Source organism: Methylomonas sp. LL1, from assembly GCF_015711015.1.
GTDB lineage: Bacteria > Pseudomonadota > Gammaproteobacteria > Methylococcales > Methylomonadaceae > Methylomonas.
The window spans coordinates 2,849,437-2,866,957 of the sequence record NZ_CP064653.1 but is presented as its reverse complement, the minus strand read 5'-3'; the positions used below and the strand labels follow the sequence as shown (position 1 = coordinate 2,866,957).

At 51.7% G+C, this 17,521-nt stretch carries 17 protein-coding genes; 11 read left to right on the top strand and 6 right to left on the bottom strand.

Features of this window, described 5'->3' with window-relative positions:
• The first annotated feature begins 92 nt into the window (after nt 1-92).
• Together ilvA and IVG45_RS13295 are read left to right on the top strand one after the other, a co-directional pair.
• Nucleotides 93-1,625 carry a threonine ammonia-lyase, biosynthetic gene (gene ilvA / locus IVG45_RS13300; RefSeq protein ID WP_230874587.1) on the top strand — a complete coding sequence of 511 codons (1,533 nt, stop codon included), beginning with the start codon at nt 93-95 and terminating at the stop codon, nt 1,623-1,625.
• Between the two features lie 190 nt (nt 1,626-1,815).
• Nucleotides 1,816-1,971 (top strand): hypothetical protein, encoded by a 156-nt coding sequence (locus IVG45_RS13295; RefSeq protein WP_196434291.1) that lies wholly within the window; start codon nt 1,816-1,818, stop codon nt 1,969-1,971.
• Nucleotides 1,972-2,086: 115 nt separating this feature from the next.
• On the opposite strand, the gene IVG45_RS13290 is transcribed toward IVG45_RS13295, so the two are convergent.
• Together IVG45_RS13290 and IVG45_RS13285 are read right to left on the bottom strand one after the other, a co-directional pair.
• Complete coding sequence (locus IVG45_RS13290; RefSeq protein ID WP_196434290.1) at nt 2,087-2,545, bottom strand: EVE domain-containing protein; 459 nt, start codon at nt 2,543-2,545, stop codon at nt 2,087-2,089.
• 18 nt (nt 2,546-2,563) lie between these two features.
• Nucleotides 2,564-3,733, bottom strand: a complete 1,170-nt coding sequence (locus tag IVG45_RS13285; RefSeq protein WP_196434289.1) for an EAL domain-containing protein — start codon at nt 3,731-3,733, stop codon at nt 2,564-2,566.
• Nucleotides 3,734-4,375: 642 nt separating this feature from the next.
• Here IVG45_RS13285 and IVG45_RS13280 point away from each other — a divergent pair.
• Genes IVG45_RS13280 through IVG45_RS13270 form a run of 3 tightly spaced genes read left to right on the top strand, consistent with a single transcriptional unit; the run spans nt 4,376 to nt 8,200 of the window.
• Nucleotides 4,376-5,341, top strand: a complete 966-nt coding sequence (locus IVG45_RS13280; RefSeq protein ID WP_196434288.1) for an NAD-dependent epimerase/dehydratase family protein — start codon at nt 4,376-4,378, stop codon at nt 5,339-5,341.
• A 52-nt stretch (nt 5,342-5,393) separates the two neighbouring features.
• Nucleotides 5,394-6,374, top strand: coding sequence for an MraY family glycosyltransferase (locus tag IVG45_RS13275; RefSeq protein ID WP_330165358.1), 981 nt, complete (start codon nt 5,394-5,396; stop codon nt 6,372-6,374).
• Entirely contained in the window at nt 6,371-8,200 is a 1,830-nt protein-coding gene (locus IVG45_RS13270) for a polysaccharide biosynthesis protein (RefSeq protein WP_196434286.1), read from the top strand. The genes IVG45_RS13275 and IVG45_RS13270 overlap by 4 nt, the downstream gene beginning before the upstream one ends.
• Nucleotides 8,201-8,251: 51 nt before the next feature.
• Here the strand turns inward: IVG45_RS13270 and IVG45_RS13265 are convergent, their stop codons facing one another.
• Nucleotides 8,252-10,414, bottom strand: a complete 2,163-nt coding sequence (locus IVG45_RS13265) for a hemerythrin domain-containing protein (RefSeq protein WP_196434285.1) — start codon at nt 10,412-10,414, stop codon at nt 8,252-8,254.
• A 190-nt stretch (nt 10,415-10,604) separates the two neighbouring features.
• Nucleotides 10,605-11,630: a GlxA family transcriptional regulator gene (locus tag IVG45_RS13260; RefSeq protein WP_196434284.1), complete on the bottom strand. Its 1,026-nt coding sequence runs from the start codon at nt 11,628-11,630 to the stop codon at nt 10,605-10,607.
• 233 nt (nt 11,631-11,863) lie between these two features.
• Here IVG45_RS13260 and IVG45_RS13255 point away from each other — a divergent pair, with 233 nt between their 5' ends.
• Together IVG45_RS13255 and IVG45_RS13250 are read left to right on the top strand one after the other, a co-directional pair.
• Nucleotides 11,864-12,766: a cation diffusion facilitator family transporter gene (locus IVG45_RS13255; RefSeq protein ID WP_196434283.1), complete on the top strand. Its 903-nt coding sequence runs from the start codon at nt 11,864-11,866 to the stop codon at nt 12,764-12,766.
• 48 nt (nt 12,767-12,814) lie between these two features.
• Nucleotides 12,815-14,080 (top strand): D-alanyl-D-alanine carboxypeptidase family protein, encoded by a 1,266-nt coding sequence (locus IVG45_RS13250; RefSeq protein WP_230874586.1) that lies wholly within the window; start codon nt 12,815-12,817, stop codon nt 14,078-14,080.
• 35 nt (nt 14,081-14,115) lie between these two features.
• Here the strand turns inward: IVG45_RS13250 and IVG45_RS13245 are convergent, their stop codons facing one another.
• On the bottom strand, nt 14,116-14,322 hold the full coding sequence (locus IVG45_RS13245; RefSeq protein WP_196434282.1) for a SlyX family protein: 207 nt from the start codon (nt 14,320-14,322) through the stop codon (nt 14,116-14,118).
• A gap of 133 nt (nt 14,323-14,455) precedes the next feature.
• Here IVG45_RS13245 and IVG45_RS13240 point away from each other — a divergent pair, with 133 nt between their 5' ends.
• The 4 genes from IVG45_RS13240 to IVG45_RS13225 are packed head-to-tail and all read left to right on the top strand — an operon-like array spanning nt 14,456 to nt 17,162.
• Nucleotides 14,456-14,758: a DUF6763 family protein gene (locus IVG45_RS13240; protein ID WP_196434281.1), complete on the top strand. Its 303-nt coding sequence runs from the start codon at nt 14,456-14,458 to the stop codon at nt 14,756-14,758.
• A gap of 12 nt (nt 14,759-14,770) precedes the next feature.
• Nucleotides 14,771-15,619 carry an ATPase gene (locus IVG45_RS13235; protein ID WP_196434280.1) on the top strand — a complete coding sequence of 283 codons (849 nt, stop codon included), beginning with the start codon at nt 14,771-14,773 and terminating at the stop codon, nt 15,617-15,619.
• Between the two features lie 13 nt (nt 15,620-15,632).
• Complete coding sequence (metA, locus tag IVG45_RS13230; protein ID WP_196434279.1) at nt 15,633-16,697, top strand: homoserine O-succinyltransferase MetA; 1,065 nt, start codon at nt 15,633-15,635, stop codon at nt 16,695-16,697.
• Entirely contained in the window at nt 16,698-17,162 is a 465-nt protein-coding gene (locus tag IVG45_RS13225; RefSeq protein ID WP_196434278.1) for a nucleoside deaminase, read from the top strand.
• Here the strand turns inward: IVG45_RS13225 and IVG45_RS13220 are convergent.
• Entirely contained in the window at nt 17,156-17,521 is a 366-nt protein-coding gene (locus IVG45_RS13220; protein ID WP_196434277.1) for a hypothetical protein, read from the bottom strand. The genes IVG45_RS13225 and IVG45_RS13220 overlap by 7 nt on opposite strands.

The following is a 17,521-nucleotide window of genomic DNA, read 5'->3' as shown; positions in this document are numbered from 1 at the left end:
TAATAACCGATTAAGGTCAATCTCTCAGCTGTTTTTACGACTACATGGATGTAGGAGGTGGGCAACGCATGAAGCCGTTGCCGAGGACAATAATGCACAATTACATAGAAAAAATATTACGGGCAAAAGTTTATGACGTGGCCGAGGAAACGCCGCTGGATTTTGCACCGACGCTGTCGGAGCGGTTGGAGAATCGGGTTTATTTGAAGCGCGAGGATCTACAACCGGTGTTTTCCTTCAAACTGCGCGGGGCCTATAACAAAATGGCCTCGTTGACGGCGGATCAAGCCGCTCATGGCGTGATCGCTGCGTCGGCCGGCAATCATGCGCAGGGCGTGGCGCTGGCCGCGAAAAAACTCGGCATCAAAGCCTTGATCGTGATGCCGAAAACCACCCCGGAAATCAAGGTCAAATCGGTCAAGGCACGTGGCGCCAAGATCGTGTTGCATGGCGATTCCTATGACGATGCCTTTGCTCATGCGATGGAACTGGTCAAGGAAAAAGGCATGACCTTCATCCATCCTTATGACGATCCCGACGTCATAGCCGGGCAGGGCACGGTGGCGATGGAAATTCTGCGTCAGCACAATGCCGACATTCACGCCATTTTCGTACCGGTAGGCGGCGGAGGCTTGGTGGCCGGGATCGCGGCATATGTCAAGTTCGTGCGGCCGGAAATCAAAGTGATCGCGGTCGAGCCGGACGACGCCGATTGTTTGAATCAGGCTTTGAAGGCCAAACAGCGAGTCGAATTGCCGCAAGTGGGTTTATTTGCCGATGGCGTGGCGGTCAAAAAAATCGGCGAGGAACCGTTTCGGATTGCCAGTCAATATGTCGACCAGGTTATCACCGTCAGTACCGACGAAATCTGCGCGGCGATCAAGGATATTTTTGACGATACCCGCTCGGTGGCCGAACCGGCCGGTGCCTTGGCGGTGGCCGGTTTGAAAAAATATGTCGAACAAAACGGCGTGACCCAGCAAACCCTGGTGGCGATAGATAGCGGCGCTAATATCAACTTCGACCGGCTGCGTTACGTGGCCGAGCGCACGTTGGTGGGGGAGCACCGCGAGATATTGCTGGCGGTAGCAATCCCTGAGGCGCCGGGTAGTTTTTTGAAATTTTGCAAAACCCTAGGCAAGCGCGGCATCACCGAATTTAATTACCGTTACTTCGATAGCCAAATGGCGCAGGTGTTCGTTGGGATTACCAGTAGCGGCGTTGAGGCCGACAGGCAGCAATTGATAGAGCAGTTGCTGAACGAAGGTTTTGCGGTGACCGATATGACCGGCAATGAATTGGCCAAGGACCATATCCGGCATATGGTCGGCGGCCATGCCCCCGGCAATTTGAACGAAAGCGTCTACAGCCTGCAATTTCCGGAACGGCCGGGGGCACTGTTAAAGTTTTTGATGTCGTTGGGTAGCCAATGGAATATCAGCCTGTTTCATTACCGCAATCACGGAGCCGCGTTTGGCAAGGTGTTGATCGGTTTGCAAATTACCGAAGCCGATTGCCGGACTTTTGAACACGGTCTGGATACGCTGAACTTGGCATATCAGCGGGAAACCGGCAATCCGGCCTATCGTTTGTTCGCGGGCGGGGCTGCGACGCCGTGTGGTTAGGTTGGGTCTATTTTCATGCGGGACGCCCATCGTCTCTCGGGGTGTGTGCCTGGACAAAGCCTATTTCCATGGTATGTTCCAAATCAGGCCGGTTAACTGTGTGCCGGGTTTCCCTGTTATGGCATGAAAACCCTGAACCAGGGATTCAATCGGCATCCGTTGAATCAACTGTTTAGATTAGGAGCGCAGCATGGGGCCATATTATCGAGCTACCTCGCAAGGTACCGGTGCCTTTTTCGATATGTTTTATCAGCATCCGATTTTGATGCTGCTACTGGTGATTGGAGCAATCGGCACGGGTATTTATTTCTGGCGCGGAAAAAGCTCGGATAAGCAAGTCGATTGATCATTTGAAGGACTCAGCCGGATGAAGCCTTGGCTGGCTCTAAATCCGGCCGGTTTGCTTTGAACTGTTTTAATGCTGGTTCCGGCATCGCATGAGTGTTTTTGTCATCGCGACCTTATTCCAAACCTAAAATAAACTGCCATTGCTGTTGGCTGACCGGCATGATCGACAGCCGGTTGCCGCGCCTTACCAAAGCCAGGTCGGCCAATTCCGATTTTTGCTTGAGTTCCCGCAGGCTGATGGTGCGCTTGAGCTTTCTGACGAATTGCACGTCGACCATGAACCAAGTGGGTTTGTCCGGGTTGCTTTTCGGATCGAAATGTTTGTCATCCGGATCGAATGCGGTGAAATCGGCATAGCTCTCCTTGGAGACTTGAGCGATGCCGACGATGCCGGGTTGCTCACAGTTGGAGTGATAAAAAAACACTTGGTCGCCGACTTTCATCTCATCGCGCATCATGTTGCGCGCCTGATAATTGCGTACACCGTCCCAATGTTCGGTTTGGCCGGGGCGTTGCTCCAAATCGTCTATGCCGAAGGCGTCGGGTTCTGATTTCATGAGCCAGTAGTTCATATTGCGTTCCAGTTTGGGTTATTCGGTGGCAATGATGTCGACCAACAAGATGCGGTCGGCATCCAGGCGTAACGACAGGGTTTTACAGAGTAAGTCGCTGCCGAAGTCACGGTAGCGTTCCGACGTGATAATACGGTCGCGATCGCCGCTGGCTTCCAATGCCAGCAGTTGAAAGAAATAGGGGCGCCAGGACCAGTTATAGCCAATCTTGCGCGGGTCGGTGAACCATTTGTCTTCGACAAAATTAAAATCGGGCGAGGATTGGTAGCCTTTGTTGTCGCACAGGTAAAAACGGATCACGTTACTTTGGGTGAAATTCCAACTGGCCAGTTCGTTCAGATTGAAGTCGCCCTGCAAGGTTTTGGCCAGCCTATAAATCAAGGCTTTGGTGGTATTGATGGCGCTGACTTTGCTTTGCAGTTTGGTTAGGGTGTTTTTCAGGAATTTATTGCGTAACGACGTAATGTGTTGTTCGTATAAATTAGGCGGCTTGAATTCGGGGTGTGCCGGCGAAAACAGATAGCCTTGCATGAACTGGGCGCCGCAGTTCAGGCCGAATAGGAATTCCTCGTCGGTTTCCACGCCTTCGCAAATAATCTGGCAACCGGTACGCTTGCCCAGGCGCGTCATCAGATTCACCACCTCGCTGGCAATGCCGCCCTTGGTAGCCTGTTTGAACAAACGCATGTCGATCTTGATGATGTCGGGTCGAATGGCCATCACCCGTTCCAGTTGCGACGAGCCCGTGCCAAAGTCGTCCAGAGCCACGCGCAGGCCTTGTTTACGATAACGTTTGACGATTTCCTTCAGTTTACCCAGGTCGGCATGGTCTTCGGTAATTTCGACGATGATACGCTGACGATCAATGTTCAGCTGTTCCAGCATGTTTAACGTGGGCAGGGCGTTGAGATGGCGTAAGTTATCTATCCAGGCGGCGGAAATGTTGATCGCCAGATAAGTATTGGAATCGAGTTCGGCGAATTTTTGCAGGGCTTGCCAGCGAACCTGGCGGTCCAATTCGGTACGTTGTTTTGCATCCAGTTTGGGTGAGGCGAACAACGAACCGGCGGAAATGACTTTGTTATTGGTGTCGAATTGTCTGGCCAGTGCCTCGTAACCGATTATTTTGCCGTTGGCAACACTAACGATAGGCTGAAAATACGGGAATAAATGTATTTTGGGTTCCATCAGGGAAATAGTTTAAGGTTTTGGAATAGTCGCTTGAACCGCGGTAGTTTAAGCCTTTGAGTGTTGTTCGTCCGGCAGTTCTTCGCTAAAGGGTTAAAATACCGATTTAGCCGAATGGGCGAAAAATAAGATGCGGTGAGCTGTATTTCGCGCGCGATGGCTAGGCTTTCAGTCTTAACAAGTTACCTGTTAATGTTGAACTCTATCAAAAAATGGAGCGGATATGTTGGACTACAAGCGGTATTGCGCCACAAATCGTAGTCACAGGAGCTTTGTGCCGCATCAAAGTCTATGGTTAAAAGTTTAACCGCACTGCTGGTCTCGATACGCGCATGATCATATCTTCCGAGCCTGTTATCATAGAACCTAATTAAAGCTGGATTGATATTCTAAGCTGCCCAAACTTAGCCAATATTACAGTATTTGGCGTACATCAGTGAGACACTGCATTGAGTAAATCTCTAGTTCATTCTTTTTTAGTTTCATCAATTCCAAGCGTTGAATCAGCCGCCATGGAAAAGTTGATTTTGAATCAGGATTTAGGAATGCAAATGGGGGCGATGTGAGACGTCTGAGAGTGGAACAGGTGTTCTCGGATGGCATCGTATTGTCCCAAACTTTGGACCTTCATCGCGAAATACTATGACGAAAAAAGTTGTTGTCACCGGTGCAAATGGTTTCATCGGCGCCCGGCTTTGCCGGTTACTGGTTAGCCAGGGGTTTACGATAAGAACGTTAAGTCATGGTCCATTCAGTAATTCGCCTAATCAGTTTTCTATGGAGTTGGCTATTGACGACTGTCCCGCCGGTTTGTGCGCGGGCGTCGATACTATCTTCCATCTGGCCGGTAAGGCCCACGCCCTGTCGGAAAATCGTCAGGATCCGATCGAATATAGCCAGGTCAATACCGAAGGAACCCGCAAATTGCTGGAAGCCGCCCGGCAAGCTGGAGTCAAGCGTTTCATCTTTTTCAGTAGCGTGAAAGCCGTTGGCGGTCGGGAGGGGCAACCGATGGATGAAGCGGATGATACTCTGGCCGATAGCCCTTATGGGCAATCGAAATACGCCGCCGAACAACTGGTTTTGCATGGCGGTTATGTGCCGCATCCGGTGGTGATTCGGCCTTGCATGGTTTACGGCAATGCCGACAAAGGCAATCTGCCCCGGATGATCAAGGCGATACGGCGCGGTTTATTTCCGCCCTTGCCGGAACTGCATAATCGCCGTTCGATGGTGCATGTGGACGATGTGGCGCGTGCGGCACTGCTGGCGGCCGACAAACCGGAAGCCGCCGGACGGATTTACATCGTCACCGATGGCAATACCTATTCTACCCGGCAAATGTACGATTGGATCAGAGCGTCGCTGGGCAAGTCGCCGATTAGCTGGGAAATACCGTTGGGTTTTCTGAATGGCTTGGCTAAAACGGGTGATGTTATCGGTCAGTTGATAGGGCGCCGTTTTCCCTTCGATAGCGCCGCGCTGGAAAAATTAACCGGTTCGGCTTGGTATTCGTCTGCTAAAATCGAACGCGAATTGGGTTTTAGGCCCCAACATACTCTTCAACAATCCCTACCGGACATCGTCCGTTTTCTGAATTCAAAATAGCGTGTTATTGCATTTTGCTGTTGTACTGCTAGTTTCAATCCTATTGACTGGCGTGATTCGTTCCTATGCTTTGTCGCGCAAAGTGTTGGATATTCCCAATCAACGTAGTTCCCATACCGTGCCTACCCCGCGCGGCGGCGGTTTAGCCATTGTGTTAGCTTTTATGGCGGCATTGCTCATGCTGTTTTTCACGAGCCGTATCGATGTTATCGAACTGGCTGCTCTGAGCTCCGGTTTATTGGTGGCCGGCATCGGCTTTTGCGACGATCATGGACATGTTGCCGCGCGCTGGCGCTTTTTAACTCATGTGTTGGCGGCGCTGATGGCGCTGATTTTTCTACAGGGCTTACCCTTGTTGCTGCTACCGACGCCGATCGATGGTTTTTTGAATCGACGGATCGTGGATCTGGCGTGGCTGGGTTATCCGCTAGGTGTGCTGTTTTTGGTGTGGCTTTTGAATTTGTTTAACTTTATGGACGGTACCGACGGAATTGCCGCGTCCGAATCTTTGTTTGTGTCGCTGGCTTTGGCCGGCTATCTATTTTATTTGGATCAGGGTTTGTTTCGGATCAGCATCAGTCTGGCCGCCGCCTCGCTAGGTTTTTTGTGCTGGAATTGGCCCAAGGCCAGGATATTCATGGGCGACGTGGGGAGTGGCTTTCTGGGCTTGTTGCTGGGGCTTTTGATTCTGATGGCCGCGCGGCAGGCGGCCGTGTTGTTGTATTGCGGCTTGATTCTGTTCGGTATTTTCGTGGTGGATGCGACCTACACCTTGCTGTATCGTTTCCTTAGCGGTCAAAAATGGTACGACGCCCATTGTTCACATACCTATCAGCAGGCCGCCAAGCAATACGGACATTTAAAGGTGCTATTGGCGAGTTGGGCGATTAATTTGTTCTGGTTGTTACCGCTATCATGGCTGGTGTTTCTGCATCCTTCCCATGCCTTATTCGGACTGATGTTGGCCTATCTGCCGCTGTGTTATCTGGCCTATCGCTTTAAAGCGGGTCGGGCCGATGAGGCGGTTGCATGAGCTTCAAGTTTCGCTCGCGCACCTCGATATTTATCCATGACTTATTGATGGTGCCGCTGGCCTGGTTTGGGGCTTATTGGTTTCGTTTCAATCTGGATGTGATCCCGGATGAATATTTTTATTCGGCCTTGCTGTTTTCGCCGGTGGTGATTGCGATTCAGGTTTCCGCGTTCTGTGCATTCGGTCTTTATCGGGGCGTTTGGCGTTTTTCATCAATGCCTGATCTGGTTCGTATCGCTAAATCGGTGGCGACCGGTATCTTCTTTATCGCCGGATGCTTGTTTCTTTACAATCGTCTGGAGGGCTTGCCGAGATCGGTGATGCCGCTGTATATGCTGATGCTGTTGGCTTTGCTGTGCATTCCTCGATTCGTTTATCGGTTTTGGAAAGAGCGGGCGGTCGTCGAGCGCATCGGCCAGCGGGCCTTGATCATCGGTGCCGGCTCCGCCGGCGAGATGCTGGCGCGGGATTTATTATCCAACCCCCATAGCGGTTACATCCCGGTTATATTTGCCGACGACCAATCGGCTAAATTCAAACGCGAAATTCGTGGTATCCGGGTGGCCGGCCGAGTCGAGCAATTACCCGATTTGGTCGAGCAATGGGATATCGAGGTGGTGTTGATCGCGGTGCCTTCGGCTAGCGACAGCCAAATGCGCCGCATCGTGGAAATTTGCGAAGGCTGCGGCGTACCGTTTCAAACCCTGCCTTCGGTCAAGGAATTACTCAGCGGCGCGGTGACCAAGGCCAATCTTAGAAACGTATCGATCATGGATATTCTGGGCCGCGATCCGGTGCGCCTGGATTGGCAACGTATGAAATCCAGTTTGGCCGATAAAACCATCTTGGTAACCGGCGGTGGCGGATCGATAGGTTCGGAGCTCTGCAAGCAACTGTCCAGATTACAGCCACGCAAGCTAATCGTGTTTGATCAATGCGAATACAATCTGTATAAGATTGATGCCGATTTGACCCGGTTGAATGGACAGTTGCAACATTTGGCGGTGTTGGGCGACGTGGCCGATCCGTTGGCCGTGCGGCAATTGATTGATAGCCGGAAACCGGACGTGATATTTCATGCCGCCGCTTATAAACATGTGCCGTTGCTGGAAGGACAGGTGCGCGAAGCGGTGCATAACAACCTGATAGGCACCAAAATCGTGGCCGAAGCCGCGATTGCCGGCGGAGTAGAGCGCTTTGTGCTGATTTCCACCGACAAGGCGGTCAATCCCAGCAATGTGATGGGGGCGACCAAACGGGCCGCCGAAATTCTGTGCCAAAACCTGAATCAAACCGGCACTACTCGCTTCATGACCGTGCGTTTCGGCAATGTGCTGGATTCGGCCGGCAGCGTGGTGCCGTTGTTCCGCGAGCAAATCCAGGCCGGCGGTCCGGTTACCGTGACCCATCCGGATATTACCCGCTATTTCATGACCATCCCGGAAGCGTGCCAACTGATCATGCAGGCCGAAACCGTGGGCGAGGGCGGCGAAGTGTTTGTGCTGGACATGGGCGAACCAGTGAAAATCGTCTATTTGGCCGAACAGATGATACGTTTGAGCGGGAAAGTGCCGGGCCAGGATATTCCAATCGAGTTTGTCGGCTTGCGGCCCGGCGAAAAGTTATATGAGGAGTTGTTTCACGATGAAGAGCCTCTGATGGAAACTGGTTATAACAAGTTACGCTTGGCTAAGGCCAGGGTTTACGACAACGACGCTTGGTTTAGACAAATTCAGGAGTTGACCCAGGCCTGCCGGCAGCAGGATCAACAGCGGATTTTGACCTTGCTGAAAGGCCTGGTGCCTGAATTCAAGTCCGAGCAGTGACTGATCGTTAACGGTATCTACGGTACGAGTCGATGACGCCAATGGTTTAGGCTAAATACAGTATTTGGTCATTTCCTTCCAATGCTGGTTAAATGCCATGTCGGCATGCAAAATATGCTTGGTCCACTTGTCGATAAATCTTTGTGTATCCCGCGTTTTGCAGTTGTCATGTTGTATCTTGCGAGTCAACTGGATCAGTTGTTCCAGCATGAGATTATGTTCCTTGGCATGGCTTTGATAGTGATGAAACCCTATTTGCTTCATTGCATTTTCCTCCGCGCCAAAATGGGTTTTGACGTGCTCGTGTAAATCAAACATCGTATTCAACATAGCCTCCTTGTTGGAGGCATCCGTCAGTTTTGTCGCTAATTCGAAAAAACTTTTGTGTTCTCGGTCGATGATTTCATCGCCCAAGGCATAAGTATCCTGCCAAGCAAAATTCGTGATTCCAAGGGCTTGCAACGGTTTTTGGGGCTGGTCTTGCCGATGTTTGGCGATATTAAGCGGGGTTTGCTGCAGTGCTTTTTTGCACACAAAATCTTTTCTTGCTTGATGATAGGCATGGTCAACATAAAAGTTGCGATACATTTGCGTCAGCTCAAATTTGCGGTAAGTCGCCAACGGTTTGCCGGCTTCATCCATCCGACGGGTGTCGGCTTTTTCGCTGAGTAGAATGTCCAGTTCCGATGGAGTGCTCAGATAGGCGGTTACCCAATGTTTGACCTGGGCATAAAACAGCGAATGTTGTTGATCAAGCACTTTATCGACCAAGCCCAATTGCCAAGCTCTTTTGGCGCTGATAGGCAGACACCCTTCGGTTAATTGAGTGGCAAGCGTCTGCCCGACCCGTTTGGGTAGCAAGTAGGTCCAATATTCGGAACCGTACAGTCCCCCCATGTTTTTATAATGGGGGTTGAAAATCACGCCATCCCTGACTATTACCTTATCCGGTGCGATCGCCAGAATGGCGCCGCCAGCCCCGGCATTGCCGGCCACCGCCGCGATGGTTAATTTATCCTGTGTGGTAATGATTTGATAAATCAGATCATCCATGGCATTGATGTTTTGCCAGGATGCTTCGGCCGGATCGGCGGCGGCTTCGATATGGTTGAGATGAATGCCGTTGGACCAGAACTCTTCTCCGCCCATTAATACGATGGCTTTGATATTCAAGCTTGCCAGGTGTCGGTATACCTCAAGCAATAACCGGCATTGTCCGGTGCTCATGCCACCGTTATGGAACGGAAAATAAAGATAGGCGGCTTCGCTGTCCAACTCGTACCAGACTTCCTGACAAGCTAATTGTCTGCCGGGTATGGTGTAGTCGATTTCCAGAGTTTTCGGCTGCATGGTTATCCAACCCGCTAAACCGGTTTTCGGTTTCGGCCAAAGATCCGCCAAGGCTAGGGTGGCAGGCAGTTTTATGCCTTGGCCGTCCGCTTGTTTGGGTTTTAAATGGCCAATCCATATTGCACCGTCGGAAGTCGCCCGGCAAATGGCGTGGCCGGCGACGGCGATAATCTCGCCGGGTTTGCCGCGCAATTTTGTTTCTTTATCAGCATTAAATAGATAAAACGTCTTGCCGAACATGTCATCCAATACTCCCGGACAGCCGTCGGCCGCATGGATACGCCGCAGGATGTCGTCGGTTTTATGTTTTTTCCAGTCTATCCGGCGGTCGGTTTGTTTGATCTGCGGGCGCAATTGACCCTTGATTTTGGGATTATCGTAATCCAACGGTTCGGGTTTGAAATTAGGGGCATCGAAATAGCTCAAGGCCTCCCATAGACAATCGACGGCGGCTTGAGTGACTTCGCGGTTAAATACACTGCTTTTGCAGGCCTTCCTCAACGAAAATGTTTTACTGGCCCAAATGTCGCCGGCATCCATCTCGGCCGCGGCTTGCAATAGTGTCACCCCCCATTCCTCATGGCCTTGCTGTATGGCCCAATCCAGTGATGAGGGGCCGCGATCGCCCTTGATGCCTGGATGTACTATCAGGCAACGGTATTGTTGATAAACGCATTCCGGTATGCGTCGGGTCAAAAAAGGGCAAATAATCAAATCCGGTTGAAAAAGTTGTATCCCTTGCAGTAATTGCGCTTCGTTCTCAAGATGCAATTCGACGGAAACCTGATAGCCGGCATCGTCCAGTTCGGTATAAAAGCGCTGGGTGAGTCCGGAAAATGCGGTGGAGACGAGTAAGATACGCATGGTTGACTCCTTGTGATTAGAGTGGACTGAATAAAGCCATAGAATGCAATGGCAACGAATGGGACGATGCCGGCTGTTTTCTGCGAAAACTTTTGAGGAATATGGCTTTAAGATACTGACCTGGCTTCGGCTTACGCCCTTGCCTGCGCTAAATTCCGTTATTTGGAGAAATAGAAATCTCCCAAATCGCCTAAGCGGTAGTCGATTGGCCGAAACGCTGCCGGTAATGGCGTGGATTGACCGCGAGTAGGCGGATGAATGCCCGCCGCATACGTTCGGCATCCTTAAAACCGGTTTGGCTGGCTATGGCTTCCACCGAAAGTTCGCCTGTCTCAAGCAAGTGTCTAGCTCGATCGATCCGGGTCATTTCCACGAATTTGGCTGGGGTCATGCCGGTTTCGGTTAAAAACAACCGGGCAAAATTACGCGGACTCATGGCCATGCGTTCGGCCAGTGCTTCGATACGCATATCCTGGTCGACATGTTCGATAATCCAAGCCTGCAACTCGCGCAGGTCGGGACGTTGGCTGGCTTCACAGGCAAGATAGCTACTGAACTGCGATTGACCGCCGGGGCGCTTTAAAAATACGACTAAAAAACGCGCTACAAACAACGCCAAATCTCGGCCCCAATCCTCCTCCAATAATGCAAGCGCCAGATCAATGCCCGAAGTGATGCCGCCCGATGTGAAAATGTGTCCCTCCTGGATAAAGATATAATCCGGCTTTACTTGAATGCCGGGGTATTCTCTGGCGAGTCGCTGGCAGTAATTCCAATGCGTCGTGGCTTTGCAGCCTTCCAGCAAACCGGCTTCGGCAAGTAAAAAGGCGCCGGTACAGACCGAAACCAAGCGGCGAACCTTGGGAGACATTGCCTTGATCCAGTCGATCAGTTTTGTGTCGGATAACACTTGTTCCATATCCCCGCCTGGAATTAGCAAAGTATCGATTTCGGCATTCAAATCGCCATAAGCATCCGGGGCGACTAGTTGCAGGCCCGACATGGTGGTGACGGGACCTGGTTTTTTCGCTAACAGTTTGATCGAATAAATGTTGTGTTCGGAGATGCCTTGTTTTTGCAAGCTCAGATTGGCGAAATTAAACACTTCGGAGGGGCCGGTGATATCCAATGCCTCGACGCCCGGAAACACAACGATGCCTATGGTGCGGCATTCAAATTTGAAGCTTTCGGGCCTGGAAAAAGAGAACGTCGACATGTCGGGCTCCTTGAAGTCTGACTAACATCATTGCTAATTCCTAGTGGATATGCAATGACAAATATCCCTCGTTTTCTGCCAATTTTTGAGTCTTGACCCGACCGATAAGAGCAGATGATTTTTCGTTATCAGGTTTGGGGAATAGACTAAACTTGGCTGCTGGTAAGGTGGAAACCTTAATAAATATTATTGGGCGGTCGCCTCCTTGGATTTCAACTAGCTTAATCAAAACCATGTCTCACGATAATTCTACAAAAGCCATTGCTTATGCCTTTGCTGCTAATTTGGGTATCGCCATCAGTAAAACCGGCGCCGCTTTGTGGACCGGGTCGGGCTCGTTGCTGGCTGAAGCGATTCACTCCTTTGCCGATTGCGGCAATCAGGTGTTGTTGTTCGTCGGCATGAAACGCTCGGCGCGTCTGGCAACAGTCCAGCACCCGATGGGGTTTGGACGTGAGTCTTACATCTGGTCGATGATGGTGGCGATTACCTTGTTTTCGGTCGGAGGCTTGTTCTCAATCTATGAGGGTTGGTTGCGGTTTGGTGAGCATCATGAAGTGGAAAATGCCGAAATCGCCTTGTTGATTTTGTTGATAGCCGTGGTGCTGGAGGCGTTTTCGCTGAAGGGGGCGCTGTCGGCGTTGCGGCAGGAAAAGGCTAGTCGTAGCTTATGGCGCTGGTTCAAGGAGACCTATTCCAGCGAATTGATGGTGGTGGTCGGTGAAGATTTGGCCGCCTTGTTGGGGTTAGTCATTGCCGCCGTAATGCTGGGCTTGACCATGTTGACCGGCAATCCGGTTTATGACGCCATGGGATCGGTTTTGATAGGGGTGTTGTTGGTAATAGTTGCCTTGCTGGTGGGGCGAGAAGTGCACTCCTTGTTGTTGGGCGAAGCGGATGCCGAGATTCGCGACGCGGTTTCCGATTATTTGCGGCAGCAAGCGTCGGTGGTCAAGCTGCTTAATCTCTGGGCCATCAATCATGGCAGCCAAGTGTTGATCGCCATCAAAGCCGAATTATTGCCGGATTTGACCGTCGCCGAAGCGGTGGATTTAATCAACGCCATGGAGCAACAGATTAAAACTGTGCATCCGCGGGTAAATTGGGTCTTTTTCGAAATCGATAATTCTGATTAAATAGCGCGATCAAATACTTAAGCCGTCACATCGCAGAGAATTAAGCCGTTGAAATTCGCACTGAACAAAAAAATTACATTATTTACAATGGCTTATCTGCTGTTTTATGGCGCCGATGCCTCGGCCCGCTATGCGGCAATCGTGATCGATGCCGATAGCGGGCGCGTGGTTCATGAAGTCGAATCGAATCAGCGCTGGTATCCGGCTTCATTGACCAAGGTCATGACGATCTACATGACCTTTGCCGCGCTGGAAGCCGGACGGTTGCAACTGCATGAACAACTGACCGTTTCGGCTCATGCGGCCCGCCAACCCAGTTCCCGATTGGGTTTGCGCCGGGGCCAGACCATTAGCGTCGAACAGGCCATCATGGCCGTGACTACCCGTTCCGCCAATGATGCGGCTGTATTATTGGCCGAGCGCTTGGGCGGCACCGAATCTGATTTTGCTTCGATGATGACCCAGCAGGCCCATGGCATGGGCATGTATAACAGTTCGTTTCAGAATGCCAGCGGATTGCCCGACGAAGGCCAGATCAGTAGCGCCCGTGACTTGGCATTGCTGTCGGCGGCGCTGATTCGCGATTTTCCGCAATATTACCGTTATTTTTCGGCTACCGAATTTGCCTATAAAGGCCGGGTATTGCCCAATACCAACAAGATTTTAAAAACCTATCCCGATGCCGACGGCTTAAAAACCGGCTTTACCTGCGGCTCGGGCTATAACCTGATTGCCTCGGCCAAACGTGACGGCCGGCGTTTGATTGGTGTGTTGTTGGGCGCGCACAGCAGCGGCGAACGCTTTCATCAGATGGGTAATTTACTGGATCTGGGTTTTGAAAAATCCCAGGCGGGCGTTTTTGGCATGCCGGTCGAACAATTGACCAATAGCAACTTCGCACCGCCGCCGTTTCAGCTGTCGTCGAATCGGTGCGCCGGAAGCGCGGAACAGATGGGGGCCGATAGTGGTTCCGGCAAAGCGGAAGCGATCGAGATCAATCCAGGTTCATCCGGAAGATCGGCCGAAAGGCATGCCGCTAAAACGCGAAATCACCGCAGCCATGCTTCGGCGGATAATTGGGCCGTGATGTTGGGCGACCATAGCCGAAGAACGGATGCCAACGTCGATTTAAAACAAGCCCGCTATGCCTTGGGTTCCGCGGCAAAAGGCGGAGAACCGCATATTGTCAGGCTCAGAATGAAAGGTAGGCAATTTTGGCGGGCCGAGTGGACCGCGCTCGATCAGGACCAGGCCCGGACGTTTTGTAAAAAATTGCGTAGCAAGGGTCGTGAATGCACCCTGTTGCCCGGTTAAACCGGATTTAGCTTTAACCGGGTGACGGTGCCCCATCAGTAATGCGGCGGCCTTTCGTCGATGATGGCCGGGTTGCGTTCCGCCATCGCCAGACTCTTGATTTTGTCGTGCAATAATTTGCAAGTTTCTTCCAGTTTGCCGATTTGCTTTTGTTGATCGGCAACCACCTGATTCAATGCCTGAATCAAATCCTCCTGATAAGCTTGTTTTATTTCCAGTTCGATAATGCGTTCTTCGGTCATGGCCTGTTTTTGTGGGAATAGAAGTTGCCGCTATTCTAAATGAATTCGCCCGGCAAATTTTTCTGTCTGTTTACACTGCCCGGAAAAACTCGGCTATGATAGCCCCACGATCAACCCCAGCGAGGATGCGACGATGACAACCATTACAGATCCGGTCATAGGCCGTTGGTATAAAGACTTTGAAAATAATTTGACCTTTAAAGTCGTGGCCATTGATACAAAAGACGAAACCATCGACGTGCAATACGCCAATGGCGATTTGGGCGAATACGATAACGACGCATGGTACGCGTCGACCTTTGATTACATAGAAGACCCGGAAGATTGGAGCGCGCCGTTCGACGATCTGGAAACCGACGATTTAGGTTATTCGGATACGGATGTGCATGCGCGACCGGAGCGGGAAGACTTGGATATTAGCGATTATTTGGACTGAGTAAGCTTTATTATGAAAATGACCCCGCAACAATTTTTGGACTGGGAATCCAAGAGTATTACCCTGCTGGCAATGTCCGGTGCCGGCAAAACCACCCTGTCGAGCAAGTTGCCCAAGGACAAATGGTTTCATTATTCCGGCGATTACCGCATTGGCACCAAGTATCTGGAAGAACCGATACTCGACAACATCAAGCAGCAGGCGATGGGTGTGCCTTTTTTGCGCGATCTGCTCAAATCCGACTCGATTTATATTTGCAGCAACATCACGGTGGAAAATCTGGCCCCGGTATCCAGCTTTCTGGGCAAGATCGGCGATCCGGCCAAGGGCGGCCTGACGCTGGCCGAGTTCAAGCGCAGGCAAGCACTTCATCATCAGGCCGAGATCGCCGCGATGAACGACGTGCCCGATTTCATTCATAAAGCCGAAGCCATCTATGGTTACAAACACTTCATCAACGATGCCGGCGGTAGCGTTTGTGAGCTGGATTGTCCAGAAGTGCTGGAAAACTTGGCGAAACATACGCTAATCGTCTACATCAAAATTCCGCCGGCGCTGGAACAGACCATCATCGAACGGGCTAAAAAAGAGCCCAAGCCGTTGTATTACCGCCCGGAGTTCGTCGATGAAAAACTCAGCGAATTCATGCGTCAACGCGGCTATGCTTCCACCGACCAGATCAATCCGGACGATTTCGTTTGCTGGGTGTTCCCTGAGTTGTTCAAGGCTAGAGTGCCGCGCTACGAAGCGATCGCCCGCCAATACGGTTATACCGTCAATGGCGACGACGTCGCCAAAGTGACCAGCGAAGACGATTTTATGCAACTGATTGCGCGGGCCATTGCGCTGCAAGACGCATGAGCGGATTTTTGCCATGCCGTTAGTCGCTCATACCGATTTACCGACCTTCCGGCGCTTGCACGATGAAGGCGAGGAAATACTGACGCCGGATCGCGCCAGCCACCAGTGCATACGCGAACTGCATATCGGGCTGTTGAATATCATGCCGGATGCGGCGCTGGAAGCCACCGAACGCCAATTTTTCCGCTTGGTCGGCGCCTGCAACCAGATCGCCCAGTTTCATGTGCATCCTTTTACCATAGAGGGCTTGGAAAGAAGCCCGGCCGCCTGGGAGCACATCCATCGATATTATGAAAGCTTCGAGCAAATCAAGCGGGACGGCTTGGATGCCTTAATCATCAGCGGCGCCAATGTCACCCACGATCATTTGCAGGACGAAGCGTTTTGGCAGCCCTTGACCGAAGTGTTTGCCTGGGCCAAACAGAACGTGACCTCGATACTCTGCTCTTGTCTGGCCACCCATGCCTTGATTCAGCGGTGTTACGGCGTCGAACGTACCCGCTTGCCGGCCAAACGCTGGGGGGTGTTTTCGCATAAGGTGATCGACCGCAATCATCCGTTGATTGCCGAAATCAATACCCGTTTCGATGTGCCGCATTCCAGGTATAACGAAGTGTTTCAAGCCGATATGGAAAAACATGGCCTAAAGGTGTTGGTGGCTAGCGAAGAGGCCGGCGTGCATTTGGCGGTCAGTCCGGATGGCTTCCGCATCGTGTTTTTTCAAGGCCACCCGGAATACGACGACATCAGCTTGCTAAAAGAGTACAAACGCGAAGTGCTGCGTTTTTATAACGGCGAGCGCGATGATTATCCGCCGTACCCCGACCATTACTTCGACCCATACGTGCAAGGCATATTGGCCGATTATGCCGAACATGTGAAAAGTGCCAAGGCTAGCGCTCAGCCCTTGCAAGCAATGCCGGAAGAACGGATAGTCGAGCACCTGGATATTACCTGGCGCGACTCGGCCAAGGCCGTATTCAATAACTGGCTGGGCAAGGTCTACCAGATCACCAACGAAGACCGGCGCTTGCCGTTCATGGAAGGTATCGATCCCGGCAATCCATTGGGGCTGTAAATGCACGAGGATTTTTTACAACAAGCCGTCGACCTGGCCAGACAAAACGTAGCCGATGGCGGCGGGCCTTTCGGCGCGCTAGTGGTAAAGGAACGGCGCATCATCGCCAGCAGCGGCAACCGGGTCACACCCAACCTCGACCCCACCGCCCATGCCGAAATCATGGCGATTCGCCTGGCCTGCCAGCGGTTGGGCGATTTTCAATTGACCGATTGTATCCTCTATACCAGTTGCGAACCCTGTCCGATGTGCCTGGGCGCGATCTATTGGGCTCGCCTGCAAGCGGTTTATTTCGCCTGCAACCGTCATGATGCCGCAGCGGCGGGTTTCGACGATAGTTTCATTTACGACGAAATCCCCAAGCAGCCGGCCGAACGCAATATTGCGATGCGTTATCTTGATTTGCCCGAGGCCGGATCGCCTTTTTCGGCTTGGAACCGGTTGGAAGGCAAGATTCGTTATTGATGGGGAGAGTTTTTTGACCATATCCGGGTCGCAATCGGCTCTGTTGATTCGGTTGAATGGGTCGGGGGGAGCTTGGCCGGACATCGAACTGAAAGGTTGGTGAATCCGTTAGGATGACGACGAAGCCATGGTCCAAGCGTTATCGCCATCGCGGCATCCATGAGCAATTTCACGCCGAGTTCAAGACCGGCTTCGACCTGGAACGCCTGCTGAACAATATTTTTCTTCTTGTTTCCAAGCTCCGGCTTGGAAATCGGTGGCTTGAAAGCTCTAGCTTTCTGTCGCTGTCGTAACGGCCTGATTTTGAAGTCGGTTCGCGGACCGACGGCCGTGATACTTTCGCTACGAAAAACATCCAT

Excerpts from the sequence above, each read along its gene's own strand:
- IVG45_RS13225 (WP_196434278.1), top strand. The coding sequence starts at position 16,698 with ATGCACGAGGATTTTTTACAACAAGCCGTCGACCTGGCCAGACAAAAC.
- IVG45_RS13295 (WP_196434291.1), top strand. The coding sequence starts at position 1,816 with ATGGGGCCATATTATCGAGCTACCTCGCAAGGTACCGGTGCCTTTTTC.
- IVG45_RS13255 (WP_196434283.1), top strand. The coding sequence starts at position 11,864 with ATGTCTCACGATAATTCTACAAAAGCCATTGCTTATGCCTTTGCTGCT.
- IVG45_RS13245 (WP_196434282.1), bottom strand. The coding sequence starts at position 14,322 with ATGACCGAAGAACGCATTATCGAACTGGAAATAAAACAAGCTTATCAG.
- IVG45_RS13220 (WP_196434277.1), bottom strand. The coding sequence starts at position 17,521 with ATGGATGTTTTTCGTAGCGAAAGTATCACGGCCGTCGGTCCGCGAACC.
- IVG45_RS13285 (WP_196434289.1), bottom strand. The coding sequence starts at position 3,733 with ATGGAACCCAAAATACATTTATTCCCGTATTTTCAGCCTATCGTTAGT.
- IVG45_RS13235 (WP_196434280.1), top strand. The coding sequence starts at position 14,771 with ATGAAAATGACCCCGCAACAATTTTTGGACTGGGAATCCAAGAGTATT.
- IVG45_RS13280 (WP_196434288.1), top strand. The coding sequence starts at position 4,376 with ATGACGAAAAAAGTTGTTGTCACCGGTGCAAATGGTTTCATCGGCGCC.
- IVG45_RS13260 (WP_196434284.1), bottom strand. The coding sequence starts at position 11,630 with ATGTCGACGTTCTCTTTTTCCAGGCCCGAAAGCTTCAAATTTGAATGC.
- IVG45_RS13270 (WP_196434286.1), top strand. The coding sequence starts at position 6,371 with ATGAGCTTCAAGTTTCGCTCGCGCACCTCGATATTTATCCATGACTTA.
- ilvA (WP_230874587.1), top strand. The coding sequence starts at position 93 with ATGCACAATTACATAGAAAAAATATTACGGGCAAAAGTTTATGACGTG.
- IVG45_RS13240 (WP_196434281.1), top strand. The coding sequence starts at position 14,456 with ATGACAACCATTACAGATCCGGTCATAGGCCGTTGGTATAAAGACTTT.
- IVG45_RS13290 (WP_196434290.1), bottom strand. The coding sequence starts at position 2,545 with ATGAACTACTGGCTCATGAAATCAGAACCCGACGCCTTCGGCATAGAC.
- metA (WP_196434279.1), top strand. The coding sequence starts at position 15,633 with ATGCCGTTAGTCGCTCATACCGATTTACCGACCTTCCGGCGCTTGCAC.
- IVG45_RS13265 (WP_196434285.1), bottom strand. The coding sequence starts at position 10,414 with ATGCGTATCTTACTCGTCTCCACCGCATTTTCCGGACTCACCCAGCGC.